Annotated in this window: 16 protein-coding genes; 12 read left to right on the top strand and 4 right to left on the bottom strand. The window is 43.9% G+C overall.

The features are described 5' to 3' along the window. Positions 1 to 67: 67 nt before the first annotated feature. Both AC2VOY_RS02465 and rne read right to left on the bottom strand, forming a co-directional pair. Positions 68 to 1,621 (bottom strand): SulP family inorganic anion transporter, encoded by a 1,554-nt coding sequence (locus AC2VOY_RS02465; protein ID WP_491832058.1) that lies wholly within the window; start codon positions 1,619 to 1,621, stop codon positions 68 to 70. Positions 1,622 to 1,882: 261 nt separating this feature from the next. Beyond that, complete coding sequence (gene rne, locus AC2VOY_RS02460) at positions 1,883 to 5,077, bottom strand: ribonuclease E (RefSeq protein WP_491832057.1); 3,195 nt, start codon at positions 5,075 to 5,077, stop codon at positions 1,883 to 1,885. A 658-nt stretch (positions 5,078 to 5,735) separates the two neighbouring features. On the opposite strand from rne, the gene rluC reads away from it, so the two are divergent. Continuing rightward, positions 5,736 to 6,752, top strand: coding sequence for a 23S rRNA pseudouridine(955/2504/2580) synthase RluC (gene rluC / locus AC2VOY_RS02455; RefSeq protein WP_491832056.1), 1,017 nt, complete (start codon positions 5,736 to 5,738; stop codon positions 6,750 to 6,752). Positions 6,753 to 6,811: 59 nt separating this feature from the next. On the opposite strand, the gene AC2VOY_RS02450 is transcribed toward rluC, so the two are convergent. Both AC2VOY_RS02450 and purU read right to left on the bottom strand, forming a co-directional pair. Continuing rightward, positions 6,812 to 7,390: a Maf family protein gene (locus AC2VOY_RS02450; RefSeq protein WP_491832055.1), complete on the bottom strand. Its 579-nt coding sequence runs from the start codon at positions 7,388 to 7,390 to the stop codon at positions 6,812 to 6,814. A gap of 19 nt (positions 7,391 to 7,409) precedes the next feature. Further along, entirely contained in the window at positions 7,410 to 8,270 is an 861-nt protein-coding gene (purU, locus tag AC2VOY_RS02445) for a formyltetrahydrofolate deformylase (protein WP_491832054.1), read from the bottom strand. A 216-nt stretch (positions 8,271 to 8,486) separates the two neighbouring features. Here purU and yceD point away from each other — a divergent pair, with 216 nt between their 5' ends. From yceD to tmk, 11 genes are all read left to right on the top strand, one after another. Beyond that, entirely contained in the window at positions 8,487 to 9,008 is a 522-nt protein-coding gene (yceD, locus tag AC2VOY_RS02440) for a 23S rRNA accumulation protein YceD (protein WP_491832053.1), read from the top strand. A 62-nt stretch (positions 9,009 to 9,070) separates the two neighbouring features. Further along, positions 9,071 to 9,241: a 50S ribosomal protein L32 gene (rpmF, locus tag AC2VOY_RS02435; protein WP_190329796.1), complete on the top strand. Its 171-nt coding sequence runs from the start codon at positions 9,071 to 9,073 to the stop codon at positions 9,239 to 9,241. Positions 9,242 to 9,250: 9 nt separating this feature from the next. Continuing rightward, positions 9,251 to 10,282 carry a phosphate acyltransferase PlsX gene (plsX, locus tag AC2VOY_RS02430; protein ID WP_491832052.1) on the top strand — a complete coding sequence of 344 codons (1,032 nt, stop codon included), beginning with the start codon at positions 9,251 to 9,253 and terminating at the stop codon, positions 10,280 to 10,282. Then, a complete protein-coding gene (locus AC2VOY_RS02425) occupies positions 10,279 to 11,229 on the top strand; it encodes a beta-ketoacyl-ACP synthase III (protein ID WP_491832051.1) in 951 nt (316 codons plus the stop codon). The genes plsX and AC2VOY_RS02425 overlap by 4 nt, the downstream gene beginning before the upstream one ends. Positions 11,230 to 11,447: 218 nt before the next feature. Then, on the top strand, positions 11,448 to 12,374 hold the full coding sequence (fabD, locus tag AC2VOY_RS02420) for an ACP S-malonyltransferase (protein WP_491832050.1): 927 nt from the start codon (positions 11,448 to 11,450) through the stop codon (positions 12,372 to 12,374). A 29-nt stretch (positions 12,375 to 12,403) separates the two neighbouring features. Next, positions 12,404 to 13,141 (top strand): 3-oxoacyl-ACP reductase FabG, encoded by a 738-nt coding sequence (fabG, locus tag AC2VOY_RS02415; protein ID WP_491832049.1) that lies wholly within the window; start codon positions 12,404 to 12,406, stop codon positions 13,139 to 13,141. A gap of 330 nt (positions 13,142 to 13,471) precedes the next feature. Next, entirely contained in the window at positions 13,472 to 13,705 is a 234-nt protein-coding gene (acpP, locus tag AC2VOY_RS02410; RefSeq protein ID WP_004406112.1) for an acyl carrier protein, read from the top strand. Between the two features lie 89 nt (positions 13,706 to 13,794). After that, a complete protein-coding gene (gene fabF / locus AC2VOY_RS02405; protein WP_491832048.1) occupies positions 13,795 to 15,036 on the top strand; it encodes a beta-ketoacyl-ACP synthase II in 1,242 nt (413 codons plus the stop codon). Between the two features lie 104 nt (positions 15,037 to 15,140). Continuing rightward, positions 15,141 to 15,998 (top strand): aminodeoxychorismate lyase, encoded by an 858-nt coding sequence (gene pabC / locus AC2VOY_RS02400; protein WP_491832047.1) that lies wholly within the window; start codon positions 15,141 to 15,143, stop codon positions 15,996 to 15,998. Then, positions 15,991 to 17,007, top strand: coding sequence for an endolytic transglycosylase MltG (gene mltG / locus AC2VOY_RS02395; RefSeq protein ID WP_491832046.1), 1,017 nt, complete (start codon positions 15,991 to 15,993; stop codon positions 17,005 to 17,007). Before pabC ends, mltG begins: the two co-directional genes overlap by 8 nt. Before the next feature lie 33 nt (positions 17,008 to 17,040). After that, on the top strand, positions 17,041 to 17,682 hold the full coding sequence (tmk, locus tag AC2VOY_RS02390; protein ID WP_491832985.1) for a dTMP kinase: 642 nt from the start codon (positions 17,041 to 17,043) through the stop codon (positions 17,680 to 17,682). Positions 17,683 to 17,735: the final 53 nt, after the last annotated feature.

Here is a 17,735-nt window from a genome sequence, read left to right as displayed (position 1 = left end):
TAAAAAAGTCCCCAAGTAAATTTTTTCTCACTTGGGGACTTTTATTTATATAAGATTTAGACAGGGATTAAGACAGAAGGTCATCCATTACTTTATAGGTTGGATCTTCTTTTAAATTAATCTCAATTAAGCTGCCTGCTTTGGTTAAAAGCTTACGGCAATCTTGGCTTAAATGACGAAGGTGCAGCGTCTTACCTTGCTTCGTATAACGATCGGCGATGGTTTCAATCGCTTCAATCGCAGAGTGATCAACCACGCGAGAACCAGCAAAGTCAACAATCACTTCTTTTGGATCATTATAAGCATCAAACAGATCGCTAAAGTTTGCTGCAGAGCCAAAGAATAGCGGACCATTGATTTGATACACTTTTGCGCCATCTTCATCGATATGCGTTACAGCGTGAATGTGTTTTGCGTGCTCCCAAGCGAAAGTCAGCGCAGAAACAACAACACCCACACCCACTGCAATCGCAAGGTCAGTTAAGACTGTCACAACTGTCACTAAGATAATCACGAAGAAGTCTTTCTTCGGTACGCGGCGTGCAAGTTTAAAGGTTGCCCATTCAAACGTACCAATCACTACCATGAACATAACGCCAACAAGCGCCGCTAGTGGGATCATTTCAATTAAGCTTGAGGTAAATAGAATAAAGCAAAGTAGACCAATACCGGCTGTGATACCAGATAAACGGCCACGACCACCAGAGTTAATGTTGATCATAGATTGACCAATCATCGCACAACCGCCCATAGCGCCAAACACTGAACAAGTCATATTAGCAAGGCCTTGACCGATACATTCACGGTTACCTTTACCGCGTGTATTTGTCATTTCATCCACAACAGTAAGTGTCAGTAGTGATTCAATCAAACCAATGGATGCAATGATAAGTGCATATGGGAAGATGATTTTTAATGTATCTAAGTTAAATGGCACATCTGGCATTGCAAAGCTTGGCAATGAACCTGCAAGCGTTGCGTTCATGTCACCAGACATAGTGCGCAGATAATCAACCACAGTGCGGGTATCAAGATCTAAACCTTGCACAAGTAGCGTTACCGCCACAATGGCCACAAGTGAAGATGGCACAGCAGTGGTCAGCTTTGGCAAGAAGTGGATAATCGCCATAGTGAGTATAACTAGGCCAAGCATAATCGTCATCTGAGACGATGGCAGCCAATCCATCACACCATTTGCATCAGGTGCTTGAAACTGACCAAGCTGAGCTAAGAAAATCACAATCGCAAGGCCATTGACAAAACCAACCATCACGCTATGTGGCACGATGCGGATAAATTTACCTAGGCGGAACACACCAGCAAGGATTTGGAGCACACCCACGAGTAAAACGGCGGCAAAAAGGTATTGGACACCGTGAGTGGCGACTAGGCTAACCATTACGACAGCTGTCGCGCCAGTTGCACCAGAAATCATTCCAGGACGACCACCAAAAATAGAGGTGATTAGGCCCATGATACATGCAGCGTACAGACCAACCATAGGGTCAACACCAGCAACAAAGGCAAAGGCAACAGCTTCAGGCACAAGTGCAAGCGCAACTGTTAAGCCCGATAAAACATCATTTTTTATAGATTGAGTGGGAGTTGGGGATTCAAACATGCAGTCTCAGTTTTGTTAAGTTATATACCAATAGATTTGGCATGGTTTAAATGACATCATTAGCAAGAGATTTGAAGAGTGAGGGGCTCGGTCAATCTCAAGTTAAATAAAGTGTAAAAAAGAGTAAAAAACGGACGAGAGTTTAACCAATTACTCACAGTATTTCAATTTTTGCGAGCAAAGATACAAAAAAAACCGCCGCTACATATATGCAGTGACGGTTTATTTGCGTTATTTAACAGTTTAAGTTTTCACTAACTATTAAGCGTCGCTGGTTTTAGCCATTTGCGCTGTGGCGCTTGAGCGAGCAGCTTGGCTACCTGCAACTTTGCCTTCAAACACAGTTTCTTTGAACGCTGCAGCTGTGATCTCAATATCCTTGAGCTCACCACTACCAGGTGCTTTGGTCATGCCTGAAGTGGCTTGAACTTTAGCACTGCTTGCGCCTGCGGCTTGCAGAGGCGTTTTTGCTTTTGGCTCAGCTTGAACGACAGGTTGAGCAACTGGCTCAGGTTTTACAGCTTGTTGTGGCTCAGCTTTTACTTCAGGTGCTTTAGCAACAGGCTGATTGACAGCTGGCGCAGTCTGAGCTTTTGGCTCGACCTGAGGTTTAGCTTGCGGCGCAATTTGCTGCTCAGCTTTTGGCGTAGTGTTTTGGATCGCTTGATCTTGCTTCACTGGTGCTTCATTTGCTGGTGCGGGCTTGGTTGCATTTTTTGCTTGCTTAGCCGGTTTTTTAGGCGCTTGAGGCTTATTCATGCTTGCTGAAAGTTTTTGACTTAAAACAATCACTTTACCCATAGCCATTTCAACTTGTGAGCCACCAAAGTTTGCATTGCCAACAAATGTTGGAACAGCTTTTACTTTGTTGTGCTGACGTGGTTTACGCTTGTCTTGACGTTGTTGACGCGGCTTACGTTGCTGCGCTTTCACACGTTTTGGCTTTTCAGTCGTCCAAACTTTGCCCATCGCCATTTCTGGTGATACAAATCCGCCCGCGATAGGGGTTGCAGATTCGAATACCGGCGCTTGTGGCGCTTTTGGCTTGGCAACATCATATTTAGGCCAAACTTTACCCATCGCCATTTCTGGTGATGCCATACCTGTATAAATACGATATGGATTCACGCGGCGATCACGGCTACGACGACGGCGTTGACCGCTGGTGCGTAGGTGACGCGGAGTACGACGGTTACGACGTTGTTTGTTTTCGCCTTGCTTGTTATCCGCTTGCTTATTCTCAACTTGGCCAGATTGCTTTTGCGGTGCATCTTGCGCAGCTTCCACTTTGGCATCATTTGCAGGCGTTTGAACAGCATTGTTTTGCTCAGCGTTTTGATCAGCAATGCGAACCTTTTTCTTCAGCTGACGACGTTGACGACGTTGCTTCACTTGGGTTGCTTTTGGATCTTTCGCTGCCTTTTGCTCAGGCGCAGCTTTTTGCTCTGGCGCTTTGTTTGCTTGTTCAACAAGTTTTTGGCCTTGCTCCATGACTTTTGGATTCGGCTTTCTTTCTTGTTGTTTAGGCTTGCGTTTTTTATCGTTGTTACGCGCATCATTCGCATTCGTGTTTTTCGCGTTGTCATTCTTACGGCGCGCTCGATTGCGATCTTGATTGTTATTGCGTTGATTACGCTGATTACCTTGGTTTTGACCTTGGCGTTGCGGCGTTGTCGTTTGTTTTTGCGCTTCAGAAGCCGTTGTTGGTGCTTCTTTTTTACCACAACCAAATAGCGAAGCAATCGCACCAAAGATGCTTGCGAAGAAGCCTTTTGGTTTTTCAGCTGGCGCAGCAGGTGCTTGAGCTGGTGCTTGTGGCGCTGGCGCTGCAACAGGAGCTGGCGTTGCAGCTTGGGCAAAGCCTTGGAGCGCAGGCTCTTCAATACGGCGAGGTTTTAGCTCAGCCAATGAAGGCTCTTTCACTTCTGTTTCTTTTAATGCTTCAACATGTTTTGGCATTAAATAAGACAGGATTTGATGTTCTTCACCGTCACGTAGACGCACAACTTCAAAGTGTGGCGTTTCCATCTCGGCGTTTGGCACGACGATAATGCGAACATCTTGATGTTTTTCAATGTGTGCAACTGAGCGGCGTTTTTCGTTTAATAGATACGATGCAATCGGCACAGGTACAACCGCAAGCACTTGCGAGCTGTTATCTTTCATTGCCTCTTCTTCGATAAGACGAAGCACAGATAGGGCAAGCGATTCGTTATCACGCACAACACCCGTACCAGTACAACGTGGGCAGATGTGATGACTTGCTTCAGCAAGAGATGGGCTTAGACGCTGACGCGACATTTCCAATAGACCAAAGCGTGAGATACGACCGATTTGCACACGTGCACGGTCCATACGCACAGCTTCACGCATTTTGTTTTCAACTTCACGTTGATGGCGAACTGGTGACATATCGATAAAATCGATAACCACAAGACCACCTAAATCACGTAAACGTAATTGACGGGCGATTTCTTCTGCCGCTTCAAGGTTGGTATTGAGCGCCGTTTCTTCGATGTCACTACCTTTGGTTGCGCGCGCTGAGTTGATATCAATAGAAGTCAAAGCTTCCGTTGGATCAATCACAATCGAGCCACCAGATGGTAGGCGAACTTCACGTTGGAACGCAGATTCGATCTGGCTTTCAACTTGGTAATGACTAAATAGCGGTACTTCGCCATCGTATTTTTTAATACGTGAGACGAAATCAGGGCGAACCAATTCAATGTGCGCTTTAGCACGTTCATAAATGGTGCTGCTATCAATTAATATTTCACCAATATCGCGACGTAAATAGTCACGAATCGCACGGACAATGACGTTACTTTCTTGGTGGATAAGGAAAGGGGCTTGCTGCTGATTGGACACATCAACGATTGCTGACCAACGCTTGATCAACATGTTTAAGTCCCATTCTAGCTCTTCTGCGCTTTTACCTACACCTGCCGTACGCACGATAAGACCCATGCCTTGCGGCAATTCAAGCGTGCTGAGCGCCGCTTTAAGTTGGGTACGCTCATCGCCTTCGATGCGACGTGAAATACCGCCAGCGCGAGGGTTGTTTGGCATTAAAACAAGATAGCTACCTGCAAGCGAAATGAAGGTCGTTAAGGCTGCGCCTTTTTGACCACGTTCTTCTTTTTCAACTTGAACAATAACTTCTTGGCCTTCTTTAAGCACTTCTTTAATGCTTGGGCGACCTTGGTAGCTGTAGTTTGCAGGGAAATATTCGCGTGCAATTTCTTTAAGAGGAAGGAAGCCATGACGCTCAGCGCCATAATCGACAAATGCAGCTTCTAGACTTGGTTCGACACGTGTAATACGGCCTTTATAAATATTCGCTTTTTTTGATTCATGGCCCGGGCTTTCGATATCTAAATCAAACAGCTTTTGACCATCAACCAAGGCAACACGTAACTCTTCTTTTTGAGTTGCGTTGATTAACATTCTTTTCATTGTGGTTAATTCTCGTTATTTTTTATCTTAATCTTCTGATGTCTTGTCAAGATGCGCAAAAATGGTGCCGATCCCATGGCTTTTGGTGCAACCTCACGGCTGGAAAAGGGATGCGCTTAGGCACGCGATCTAAGTCATCAAAATAGAGATTGAAAACTTAGCTCGAACTGTGTCGAGATCTCGTCTATATATTTGCGGAGTAGATGACAAGTTTGCTTTTCGACAATCAAGTCTTACGCCAATGCTGCTCTTTTTCAAAAAGCATCTACTCAGACCATAGTTGCTCAACTGTATAGTGAAGGTTGAATTCATATGGTTGTTGTTGCTAAGGTGAGTCCGAAATGTTTATAAGGGGTATAAAAATGTTATAAAAAGTTCATTCTATCCCTAGCAGATGTGAACTATAGCAGTGCAAGCAAATTCGAGCAATCAGCTTTCGCCTCTGAAATGAAAATAAATGGCAAAAGCTGTGCATAAGTTCTCAATAAGTCTAAAAAATGACTTTTTGCGGGTGTTTTTTGCGCACTTGTGCTGACGATGAAAAAGCAAGCTCTTTTTATTCCTATCAATGCTTAAGTTTGCCTCTCAAAACAGGTTTGACGGTGACATTTTTGTTTTTTAGGTTACACTAAGCCCAGCTTAATTAAGATGAATGATTATGAATCCAGAACAAGAAACAAACCAAGGCGATCAGCTTCAAGAAAGTAAACCAGAAGCTAAAGAAATTAAAACTGAAGTTAAATTTGTCGAGATTGACGCCGATATGGCAGGTCAACGCATTGATAATTTCTTAAAAAATCAGCTTAAGCAAATCCCGAAAAGCATGATTTATCGCATTATTCGCAAAGGCGAAGTGCGGGTGAATAAAAAGCGAGTCAAAGCCGAATATAAGCTCAAAGATGGTGATTTAGTTCGTGTGCCACCGGTTAAAATTGCGGCGCAAACCGATGATGCACCAGTGATTAGCACTAAGCTCAACCAAGTCGCAAAACTTGAGTCATGCATTATCTTTGAAGATGACAGCTTGCTGATTTTAAATAAGCCATCAGGCCTTGCGGTTCACGGTGGCAGTGGGCTGCATTTTGGCGCCATTGAAGCGCTGCGCGCATTAAGACCGCAAGCACGTTTTCTTGAGTTGGTGCATCGCATTGACCGCGATACTTCAGGGATCTTATTGATTGCCAAAAAGCGTTCGGCGCTGCGTCATTTGCAGGCGCAATTTCGTGAGAAAACGATTCAAAAATCTTATTTTGCTTTGGTCATGGGGCAATGGCGCGCACAATGTAAATCTGTCAATGCGCCTTTATTAAAAAACGAGCAAAACAGCATTGTTCGAGTCAATCCAAATGGCAAAGCATCGTTAACTCGGTTTAAGATTATTGAGCGTTTTGAAGAGGCGACGTTAGTGCAAGCCAGTCCAGTCACAGGGCGTACCCACCAAATTCGTGTGCATTGCCAATATATGGGCAGCCCGATTGCATGGGATGACAGATATGGCGACCCACGTTTTGATGCCTACACCCGTGAGTTTGGGTTGGATCGTTTATTCTTGCATGCAGCAGAAATACGTTTTACCCATCCAAAAGATGAGACGGTGATGGAAATTAGCGCGCCAATGGAAGCCAAGCTTGAGCAAGTCTTAGCTGGTCTTGCCAAAAAAGCCAAACGTAATTAAGAGCTAAGCGCACTTAAATATTCAAACATATTTAAGCAAGCGTATGTAAATACAAATATTTACAGCACCTCAACGCCAAATTTATTTAAAAGCTTAATTAAATCGATTAACGGCAAACCAATTAAGGCATTGGGATCATCGCCTTCGAGTTTCTCGAAGAGGGCGATCCCAAGCCCTTCACTTTTAAAACTCCCCGCACAATCAAGTGGCATTTCTTTGGCGACATAGCTTTCAATTTGCGCATGCGTCAGTTTTTTAAAGTGCACTTTAAATTCATTACATAGCACTTTGGCTTGCTCGCTTTGGCTATGATAAACACACAATCCAGTATAGAAACTGATCACTTTGCCGCTCGCTTGAGTCAGCTGCTTGATTGCATTTTCTTGCGTATGCGGCTTGCCGATGATTTGCCCATCGAGTACGCAGACTTGGTCTGAGCCAATAATCAAACTTGGCGCCATAGCTTTCGGCGCGCAGGCCATGGCTTTGGCTGTGGCAAGACGCATAACCAAATCTTGCGCCGACTCTCCAACATGTGGGGATTCATCGCAATCTGGCGTTAAACAAGAAAACTCAAGCCCAAGTTTTGCTAAAATTTGACTGCGATATTTAGAGCTTGAGGCGAGGATAATATTCACTAATTTTCCTTATAGCGGCTTATAAAATAACGGTTTTATTGCCGTAAACGAAGACTTTATCTTGGACTAAATGGCCTAATGCACAAGACAAGACGTTTTTCTCGACATCTTTGCCCGCGCGCGCCATATCTTGTGCGCTAAAGTTATGATCCACAGGGATCACGTTTTGCGCAATGATCGGCCCTTCATCTAGGTTGTCGGTAGCAAAGTGCGCAGTTGCGCCAATGATTTTCACGCCGCGATCATAAGCTTGCTGATAGGGACGTGCGCCGATAAAGGCAGGCAAGAAGCTATGGTGAATATTGACAATCTTATGCGGAAAATGATTGATAAATTCAGGCGTTAGAATGCGCATATATTTCGCTAAAACAATAAAGTCTGGCGTATAGCTTTGGATCACCTCAAGCATCTGCATATCATGCTCTTTACGGGTAAGCCCTTCATGGCTGACATGGTGGAAAGGGATCTCAAACTTATCGACAAGTGGTTTTAAGTAATCGTAATTACCAATCACCGCAGCGATCTCAACATCTAAGCTAAAATCAAATGCTTTGATTAAAATATCCCCTAAGCAGTGTGCTTCTTTGGTAACTAAAATAACGATCTTCTTACGTTTTGAGCCCACTAAGCGGCGCTTGCTATTTGCCGGTAAAAGGGCATCAAGATCAGCAAGCAGCTTGTCGTCGTCAAATTTGCCTTCCAGCTCAGTGCGCATAAAGAAATGGCCACTGATATTGTCCACGTATTCGTTGTTTTGGATGATGTTGAGTTGATGTTCAAAACAAATCGTGGTGATTTTTGCAATCAGACCTTGCTCATCTGGACAATGGGTGAGTAAGACTTTACGCTCGATTTGTGTTTCTTCGGTTGTGCTTTTCATTTGCATTCCTTGCAAGGTATTTGTAATGATCTTTTATTGATCTTGTTATTTGCCAAGGTACAATAGCCTCGGGCTTAGTAAGTTTGCCAAGGTCATGAAACTAAATCAAACTTATCTAAGGTACAAGTCAAGAAAATATACAACTCGGTCAAAAATGCCTGTTTTTTGTAATTTTCCTTTGACTAAATCTCTTTTCAAGGATAATATTCGCGCCCTATGCAAAAGGTAAAAATACCGCGTACGGTTGATCCAGCCAAGTCCGCTCAAAAACGTCTTGATTATCAAGGTATCATTCAAGAAAGTTTATTGAAACGATTAGCTGAGTCGGTCGAAGGCGTAAAACGTGAAGCAGAAGTCTCTTTGTCCTTTGGGCATGATGAACAAGGTTTAGTCGTTATCTCTGGTAAAGCTAACGTCGAAGTCGATTTAGAGTGTCAACGCTGTAATGAAGTCTTTTCACATTTATGTGAAATCGAAATTCTGAGCTCGCCGGTTTCCCGGAAAGTAAATGAAGACGAAATCCCGGAAGATTATGATTTGGTAGATCTTAATGAGTACGGTGAATTGGACCTGATTGCACTCGTTGAAGATGAGTTCATCATAAATTTACCCCAAGTGGCGATGCACGATTTTTCGCAATGTCGCGTTCAATCAGATAACTTGGTATTTGGCGAACTTCCAGAAGAAACGGAAGAGAAACCGAATCCATTTGATGTTTTAAAAAATTTAAAGCGTTAAGCTAGATGTAAACGAATTGCTCGTTTAGATTTAGTAAACGAATTTTACATAGGAGTAGGGTCATGGCCGTACAAAAGAGCAAAAAATCACGTTCAATGCGTGGCATGCGTCGTTCACATGATGCACTAACAACAAGTGCACTATCTGTAGATGCAACTTCAGGTGAAACTCACCTACGTCACAACGTGACTGCTGACGGTTTCTACCGTGGCAAAAAGGTTATCAATAAGTAAGGTTAACCTTTGCAAATGATGACCGTTGCACTTGATGCAATGGGCGGGGATTTCGGTCCTCGTATCACAGTGCCTGCCGCCGTGCAGGCATTGTCGTATTTCCCATCGCTAAAAGTTATTCTTGTGGGTGAGCGCTCGCTTATCCAGTCTGAATTGGATGCCCTCGGACACAAGCCAAATCCTCGTCTACATATCTATCATACAAATTTATGGATAGATAATGATGACAAACCCTCACATGCCTTACGCCATAGCAAAGGTACGTCGATGCGTATCTGCATTGATATGGTTGCCGATGGATTCGCCGATGCCGCTGTCAGTGGTGGTAATACCGGTGCACTCATGGCGATTGGAAAATCCCGTCTTAATCTTATCGATCATATCGAACGCCCAGCTTTAATTAGCCAACTTCCAACCATGCAAAATAACAAAACTTGGATGTTAGATCTTGGCGCGAATGTGTCGTGTAGCAGTGAGATTTTATTCCAATTTGCTGTGATGGGGCATACACTCGCACAAGCACAACTTCCTCATCCACCGCGAATTGCTTTACTAAATATTGGTGAAGAGTCAAATAAAGGCTATGATGAGCTAAAAGAGTGCGATGAAAAATTAAGACAAACCAGTGAGTTAAATTATATTGGCTATATCGAAGGGGATAAAATCTTCTCTGGTATTGCGGATGTTATTGTCTGTGATGGCTTTGTCGGAAATGTGTGTTTAAAATCAAGCGAAGGGGTTGCACGTTTAGTTAAACAGCAATTTAAGCAGCATCTTCAAAGCAGTTTACGTGGCCTGATAGCCAAATTTTTGTTTTCTGACCTTTTTTCAGGCTTAAAACAGCTGAACCCCGACCAGTATAATGGCGCAAGTTTGTTAGGATTGCGCGGCACAGTCGTGAAAAGTCATGGACATGCAGATAGCGCAGCAATGCTTCACGCAATTGCGCAGGCTGTCGATGAAATAGAACAAAAAGTGCCACAGCGCATACGTTCGCATATAGAAGCGACATTACTCAAGAGGCATGATAAGTCTTCATGAATAGTAAAATTTTAGGAACAGGTAGCTACTTACCGTCACAAATCCGTACCAATGCGGATCTCGAGAAAATGGTAGACACAAGTGATGAGTGGATCGTCACCCGTACTGGTATTCATGAGCGCCGCATTAGTGCGCCAGATGAAACCGTTGCGGACATGGCATCAAAAGCTGCTTTCAATGCAATTGAAATGGCGGGAATTGATAAAGAAGAAATTGATTTGATTATTGTTGCCACCACAAGTGGTAGTCATAAATTCCCATCTTCTGCATGCCAAGTCCAAGCTGCGCTTGATATTAAAGGTTGCCCAGCATTTGATGTGGCAGCCGCGTGTTCTGGTTTTGTGTATGCGTTAAGCATTGCCGATCAGCACATTAAAACGGGTATGGCAAAAAAAGCGTTGGTTATTGGCGCTGATGCCTTATCAAAAATGACAGATCCAAGCGATCGCTCAACCATTATCTTATTTGGTGATGGTGCGGGCGCGGTTGTGATTGGCGCAAGTGAAGAGCAGGGCATTATCTCAACGCATATGCATGCTGATGGCCGTTTTGGTGAATTATTAAGCCTTGAAGAGCAGCGTCGCGGTGAAAACATCGATGCATGGATTCACATGGCAGGTAACGAAGTCTTTAAAGTTGCGGTGACTCAGCTTTCTCGTCTTGTCAAAGATACGCTTGATGCCAATGGCATGAATAAAACTGAGCTTGATTGGCTGGTGCCTCACCAAGCAAACTTGCGCATTATTTCGGCGACAGCGAAGAAATTAGCTATGTCTTTGGATCAAGTGGTTGTAACCCTTGATCGTCATGGTAATACGTCGGCTGCAACCGTGCCAACAGCGTTAGATGAAGCGGTACGTGACGGGCGCATTAAGCGTGGTCAACTCTTGCTGCTTGAAGCTTTTGGTGGCGGTTTCACTTGGGGTTCTGCGTTAGTTCGTTTCTAGCCTTTCTGGTTTAAGAGCTTTTATTTTCAGTAATGTTTATCGATATTTAATAGGATTGTGTATCAGCGCAGCAAAGATGATGAGGCACAAGGATGTGCCGAAAAAGCGCCCATGGATGGCTTTGAGCGTTTTTGCGCAGTCGATATACAACCGATTAAAACAACCTCTCATTAATGAAAGTTACAAAATTAATTATATTCAATGAATAAGGAAAACTCATGAGTTCATTTGCAGTTGTTTTTCCCGGTCAAGGTTCACAAGCATTAGGTATGCTGAGCGATCTTGCAACCGAGCATCCACAAGTTCAAGATACATTCAAAGAGGCAAGTGACGTCTTAGGTTATGATCTTTGGGAACTTGTTCAAAACGGCCCTGTAGAAGATCTAAATGAAACCTTCCGCACCCAGCCTGCGCTACTTGCAGCATCTGTTGCAATTTGGCGTGTATGGCAAGCACAAGGCTTTGCACTGCCAAGCGTGATTGCAGGCCATAGCTTAGGTGAATACTCAGCGCTCGTTTGTGCAGGCGTCATTGATTTTAAACAAGCAATAGCTTTAGTTGCGCTACGTGGCGAGCTAATGCAACAAGCTGTGCCTGCGGGCGTTGGCGCTATGTCTGCAATCATCGGCCTTGATGATGATGCAATCGCAAAAGCATGTAGCGAAGCGGCGCAAGGTGAAGTCGTTTCACCAGTAAACTTCAACTCACCGGGTCAAGTGGTGATTGCAGGGCATAAAGCTGCTGTGGAGCGCGCGGGAGCACTATGTAAAGAAGCGGGCGCAAAACGTGCATTGCCACTTCCTGTTTCTGTGCCATCTCACTGCGCACTAATGCAAGGCGCGGCTGAAGAACTAGCGAAAGCGCTTGAAAGTATTGAGTTTAATACGCCGCAAATTTCAGTTATCAACAATGTTGATGTGGCGAAAGAAACTGATGGCGCAGCTATCAAAGATGCACTCGTACGCCAGTTATATAGCCCAGTGCAATGGACGCAAACCGTTCAAGCGATGCACAAAGAAGGCGTGACTGAGCTACTTGAGTTTGGCCCAGGTAAAGTTTTAACTGGCCTAACTAAACGCATTGAAAAAGGCATGAGCGCAGCAGCAGTCAATGATATTGCTTCACTTACTGCGAACCAAAAATAATTCAAATCAAGCTGAACAAGCGAGGGTTTATGTTAGATCTAACAGGTAAAATTGCACTAGTTACCGGTGCAAGCCGTGGTATTGGTCGTGAAATTGCGCAAACATTAGCAGCAAGTGGCGCAACAGTGATTGGCACTGCAACGAGCGAAAGCGGCGCAGAAAAAATCACAGAATATTTAGCTGGTAAAGGCAAAGGCCTTGCGCTAAATGTGACGGATACAGATTCAATCACCAATACATTAAAAGCAATTAACGATGAGTTCGGCGCAATTGATATCTTGGTCAATAACGCAGGTATCACTCGTGATAACCTATTGATGCGTATGAAAGATGACGAATGGCAAGATATCATTGATACCAACCTAACGTCGATTTTCCGTCTGTCTAAAGCAGTGCTTCGCGGCATGATGAAAAAACGTCAAGGCCGCATCATTAATGTTGGCTCAGTCGTTGGCACTATGGGTAACGCAGGGCAAGCGAACTACGCAGCAGCTAAAGCTGGCGTGATTGGCTTTACTAAGTCAATGGCGCGTGAAGTCGCATCACGTGGCGTCACAGTCAACACAGTTGCACCTGGCTTTATCGAAACTGACATGACCAAGGCACTTACTGACGATCAACGCGCAGCAACACTTGCTCAAGTACCTGCTGGTCGTTTAGGCGATCCAAAAGAGATTGCACACGCTGTTTTATTCCTAGCATCAAATAATGCGGGATATATTACAGGTGAAACCTTGCATGTTAACGGCGGTATGTATATGGTGTAACTATATTCTTTATTCTTGTAATCAATGACATAATTTTCATTGCATGAGATTTTGGAAAATATGTTTGCGAAATAAAAGAAAGCGAATATAGAAATAAACTTTATTATCAGATATTGAACAAAACTTGGTATCTGCTAATAAAGTCAGTAAAAAACAAGTGAGTGAAAATTCGACGATTTGCTCGTTTTGGTTAAAAAGGTCGCAGATTTCATTGAAAAATATAAAATTTGTGGTTTGACCACCCACTCACTACTTGCAACTTTTTATAGTTAGAATAAACTACGTGCATCATCGCACTTAAGCGAACTCTCTGTAATAGGAAAAGAAAAAATGAGCAACATCGAAGAACGCGTAAAAAAAATCATCGTTGAACAACTAGGTGTAGACGAAGCTGAAGTTAAAAACGAAGCATCTTTCGTTGACGACCTAGGTGCAGATTCTCTAGATACAGTAGAGCTAGTAATGGCTTTAGAAGAGGAATTCGACACTGAAATCCCTGATGAAGAAGCTGAAAAAATTACTACAGTTCAAGCTGCTATCGACTACGTGAACAGCGCTCAGTAATTTTTAAAGTTACTCTTTTTATTTCTCAGGCGGCTATTTTAGTCGCCTGAATTTTTTTATGGCGACAAGATTTGTGATGGAGAAATATAGTGTCTAAACGTCGTGTTGTGGTAACTGGTCTAGGAATGATCACACCCGTTGGTAATAATGTTGAAACTTCATGGAAAGCATTGCTGGCTGGGCAAAGCGGTATTTCTGCGATTGAACATTTTGATACTGAACCCTTTTCAACAAAAATTGCTGGCCTAGTAAAAGACTTTAACGTCGAAGACTATATGTCGAAAAAAGATGCACGCAAAATGGATCCTTTCATCCAATATGGCGTTGCAGCAGGCTTACAAGCATTTGATGATGCAGGCATCGAGATCACCGCGCAAAATGCACACCGTATTGGCGTGGCAATGGGCGCAGGTATCGGCGGTATCGGCACGATTGAAGATTCATCTGTGATGCTTGAAAAACGTGGTCCGCGAAAAATCAGCCCATTCTTTGTTCCTGCGAGTATCGTTAATATGATTGCAGGCCACTTATCTATCATGAAAGGCCTACGTGGTCCAAATATCTGCATCTCAACAGCTTGTACCACAGGCTTACATAATATCGGCCATGCGGCGCGTATGATTGCTTATGGCGACGCTGAAGCTATGCTTGCGGGCGGCGCAGAAAAAGCATCGACACCACTAGGCATGGGCGGTTTTGCAGCGGCGAAAGCGCTTTCAACACGTAACGATGATCCAACCAAGGCATCACGCCCTTGGGATAAAGATCGTGACGGCTTCGTCTTAGGTGATGGCGCAGGCGCTATCATGCTAGAAGAATATGAACATGCAAAAGCACGTGGCGCAAAAATCTATTGCGAACTGGTTGGCTTTGGCATGAGCGGTGATGCGTATCATATGACATCACCAAGCTCAGACGGCTCAGGCGGTGCATTGGCAATGAGCGCAGCACTTAATGATGCGGGTCTTGAAGGCAAAGACATTGGCTATGTGAACGCACACGGCACATCAACACCAGCAGGGGATGTTGCAGAGACGCTTGGCATCAAACTTGCGCTTGGTGAAGAAGCCGCGAAGAATACACTAGTTTCGTCAACTAAGTCTATGATTGGCCACCTTTTAGGCGCAGCTGGCTCAGTTGAGTCGATCATCACGATTATGGCGCTGGTTGATCAAATGGTTCCACCAACGATTAACTTAGACAACCCAGATGAAGGCTGCGATCTAGATTATGTGCCACATACTGCACGTAAAGCTGAGCTTGAATATGCATTGTGTAATTCATTTGGCTTTGGCGGCACCAATGGCTCGCTGATCTTCAAGAAGATTTAAAGCAAACTGACTCAAAATAAGGTAACATAATAGTTATCTTCTTCGAGTTTGCAATAAACGGCTTAGTTAAACTCTAGGCCGTTTTTTTATTTAAAATAAAGTATATGGACAGACTTCCAACCTATTGGCTCAATGGTGAGCGCGCAACCAACATTGCTATCCAAGATCGCAGTTATCACTATGGCGATGGATGTTTTACGACAGCTAAAGTTTGCTATGGTGAGGTTTGCCTTTGGCAAGCACATTGGCAGCGCATTTCGCATACCTGTCAGGCTTTAATGCTTAATGTACCGGAAAAGGCGCAGCTCGAACGCATGATTGTGCAAAGTTTAGCTGAGTTTAAAGGCTTGCCTGAGCTTGGGCTTAAAATTTTACTCAGCCGCAGTCCTGGCGGTCGAGGCTATGCGCCCGATCCTGCGGCTCCCACAGAGGTAATGATCCAAGTCTTTGACTATCCGAAAGCTTACCCACAAATGCAAGCTGAAGGCATTCGTATGGCGCTTAGCCATATCAAGCTTGCCGATAACCCCATGCTTGCCGGGCTAAAGCATAACAACCGCTTAGAACAAATCTTGGTTAAAACCGATCTCGCCAAGCAAAATCAGTCTATCCTTTCCCAAGATAAGCATTTTGATGATGCTGTGGTGTTAGATATTCACGAACATGTGATTGAAGCTTCTAGCGCGAATTTATTTTGGGTGACAGATGGCGCGGTTTATACGCCAAGCCTCGAACGTGCTGGTGTCTCTGGGATTGCTCGTGAGCAAATTATTCAAACTTGCTTCGCGCATAACATCTTGCTTAAAATTGGGGACTTTTCTTTCGATACACTCAAATCAAGTGATGAAATCTTTATTAGTAATGCATTGCATGCCATCGTACCTGTGATTGCTTTACAAGAAAAAACCTTTCCAATCGGGAAGTTAACACGTCAGTTACAGGAGTTTTTACCTAGTGTTTAAGAAGTTTATTATTTTTTGTCTTTTGCTAGCCATCGCTGCTGCAGGGGCTTTTTATTATGTGAAGCAAGAGACAGCGGCCTATTTAGCGCAGCCCTTGCAGATCCAAGAAACTGAATTTGTCGATGTTCAATCAGGAATGAACCTACCCAAATTGCTCACTATGCTTGAAGCTGAAGGTAAAATAACCCCGAGTCCGTTTAAACCTGTGATGCGTTTTTTAGCGCCAGAGTATACCAATATCAAGGTCGGAACTTTCCAAGCAACGAATGAAATGAGCCTTGCGGACTTACTTGCGATTATCGTTAAAGGAGTGGGCCATCAGTTTAGTATACGATTTGTCGAAGGTTCAACTTTCAAGCAGTGGCGTGAAATTTTAAAGCAAGATACCACCTTAATTGATAAAACCAGCCAAATGAGTGAAACTCAAATCGCTAAAGCGCTTGGGGTTGAATATGACAATCTGGAAGGTATGCTTTTGCCTGAGACTTATCATTACACCAAAGGCATGAGTGATTTAGATGTGCTGCAACGCGCCGCAGATAGCTTAAAAGCCGAACTTGAGCTTCAATGGCAAGATAAAGCTGCCAATTTACCGCTTAATAGCCCATATGAAGTGCTGATTTTAGCCTCAATTATTGAAAAAGAAACCGCAGTTGATGCGGAGCGCACCCAAGTTGCCTCTGTGTTTGTGAACCGCTTAAATAAGAAAATGAAGCTGCAAACTGACCCTACTGTGATTTACGGCATGGGTGATAAATATCAAGGCAATATTCGCCGCAGTGATCTGCGTGAAGCAACGCCTTATAACACTTATATCATCGATGGCTTGCCGCCTACGCCGATTGCCATGGTGAGTAAAAAATCTATCTATGCTGCGACCCATCCAGATAAAACAGATTTTATCTATTTTGTTGCCAGCGGTACAGGCGGGCATGTGTTTAGCAAAACCTTAGCTGAGCATAACCGCGCAGTGCAAAATTATTTAAAAGTCTTGCGTTCACAAAAATAAAGCGAAAAATAAGGAATGAAAGTGAATTCTAATATGAATCTAGGCAAATTTATTGTGATTGAAGGCCTTGAAGGGGCGGGCAAGAGCACGGCAATTAAGTGTGTGACGCAAGTATTAGCCCAAGCCGGTATTCAAGATCCTGTTCTGACTCGTGAGCCGGGTGGCACAGTGCTGGCTGAAAAAATGCGCGCCTTAGTCAAAGAGGATACCCAAGGCGAGATCTTGCATGATAGAAGTGAGTTAATGCTACTTTATGCTGCGCGTATTCAATTGGTTGAAAACGTAATTAAACCAGCGCTTGCAGCAGGTAAGTTTGTGATTGGCGATCGCCATGATTTATCTTCACAAGCCTATCAAGGGGCAGGGCGTCAAATTGACCCGCAAATTATGCAAAGCATGAAGCAACTTGCACTTGGGGATTTTAAGCCAGATTTAACACTCTATTTGGATATCGACCCGAAACTTGGGCTTGAACGAGCCCGTGGGCGTGGCGAGCTGGATCGAATCGAAAAGATGGACATCAGCTTTTTTGAACGTGCCCACCAAAGATATAAAGAACTGGCGGCAGCCGATGACTCTATCGTGACGATTAATGCTGCGCAAGAGCTTGAACAGGTTCAAGCAGACATCATCCATGCACTCAATGCTTGGCTTGCAGTGCAAGGCTTAAATTAAGCGCCTGATGTTTGTCTACCCATTGACTAGCTATCCATATATCAAGATAAAGA

It is taken from the genome of Vibrio sp. KMM 9700 (assembly GCF_058545285.1).
Note: the sequence above shows the minus strand (reverse complement) of the source record. Positions and strands in the feature narration are given on the sequence as shown.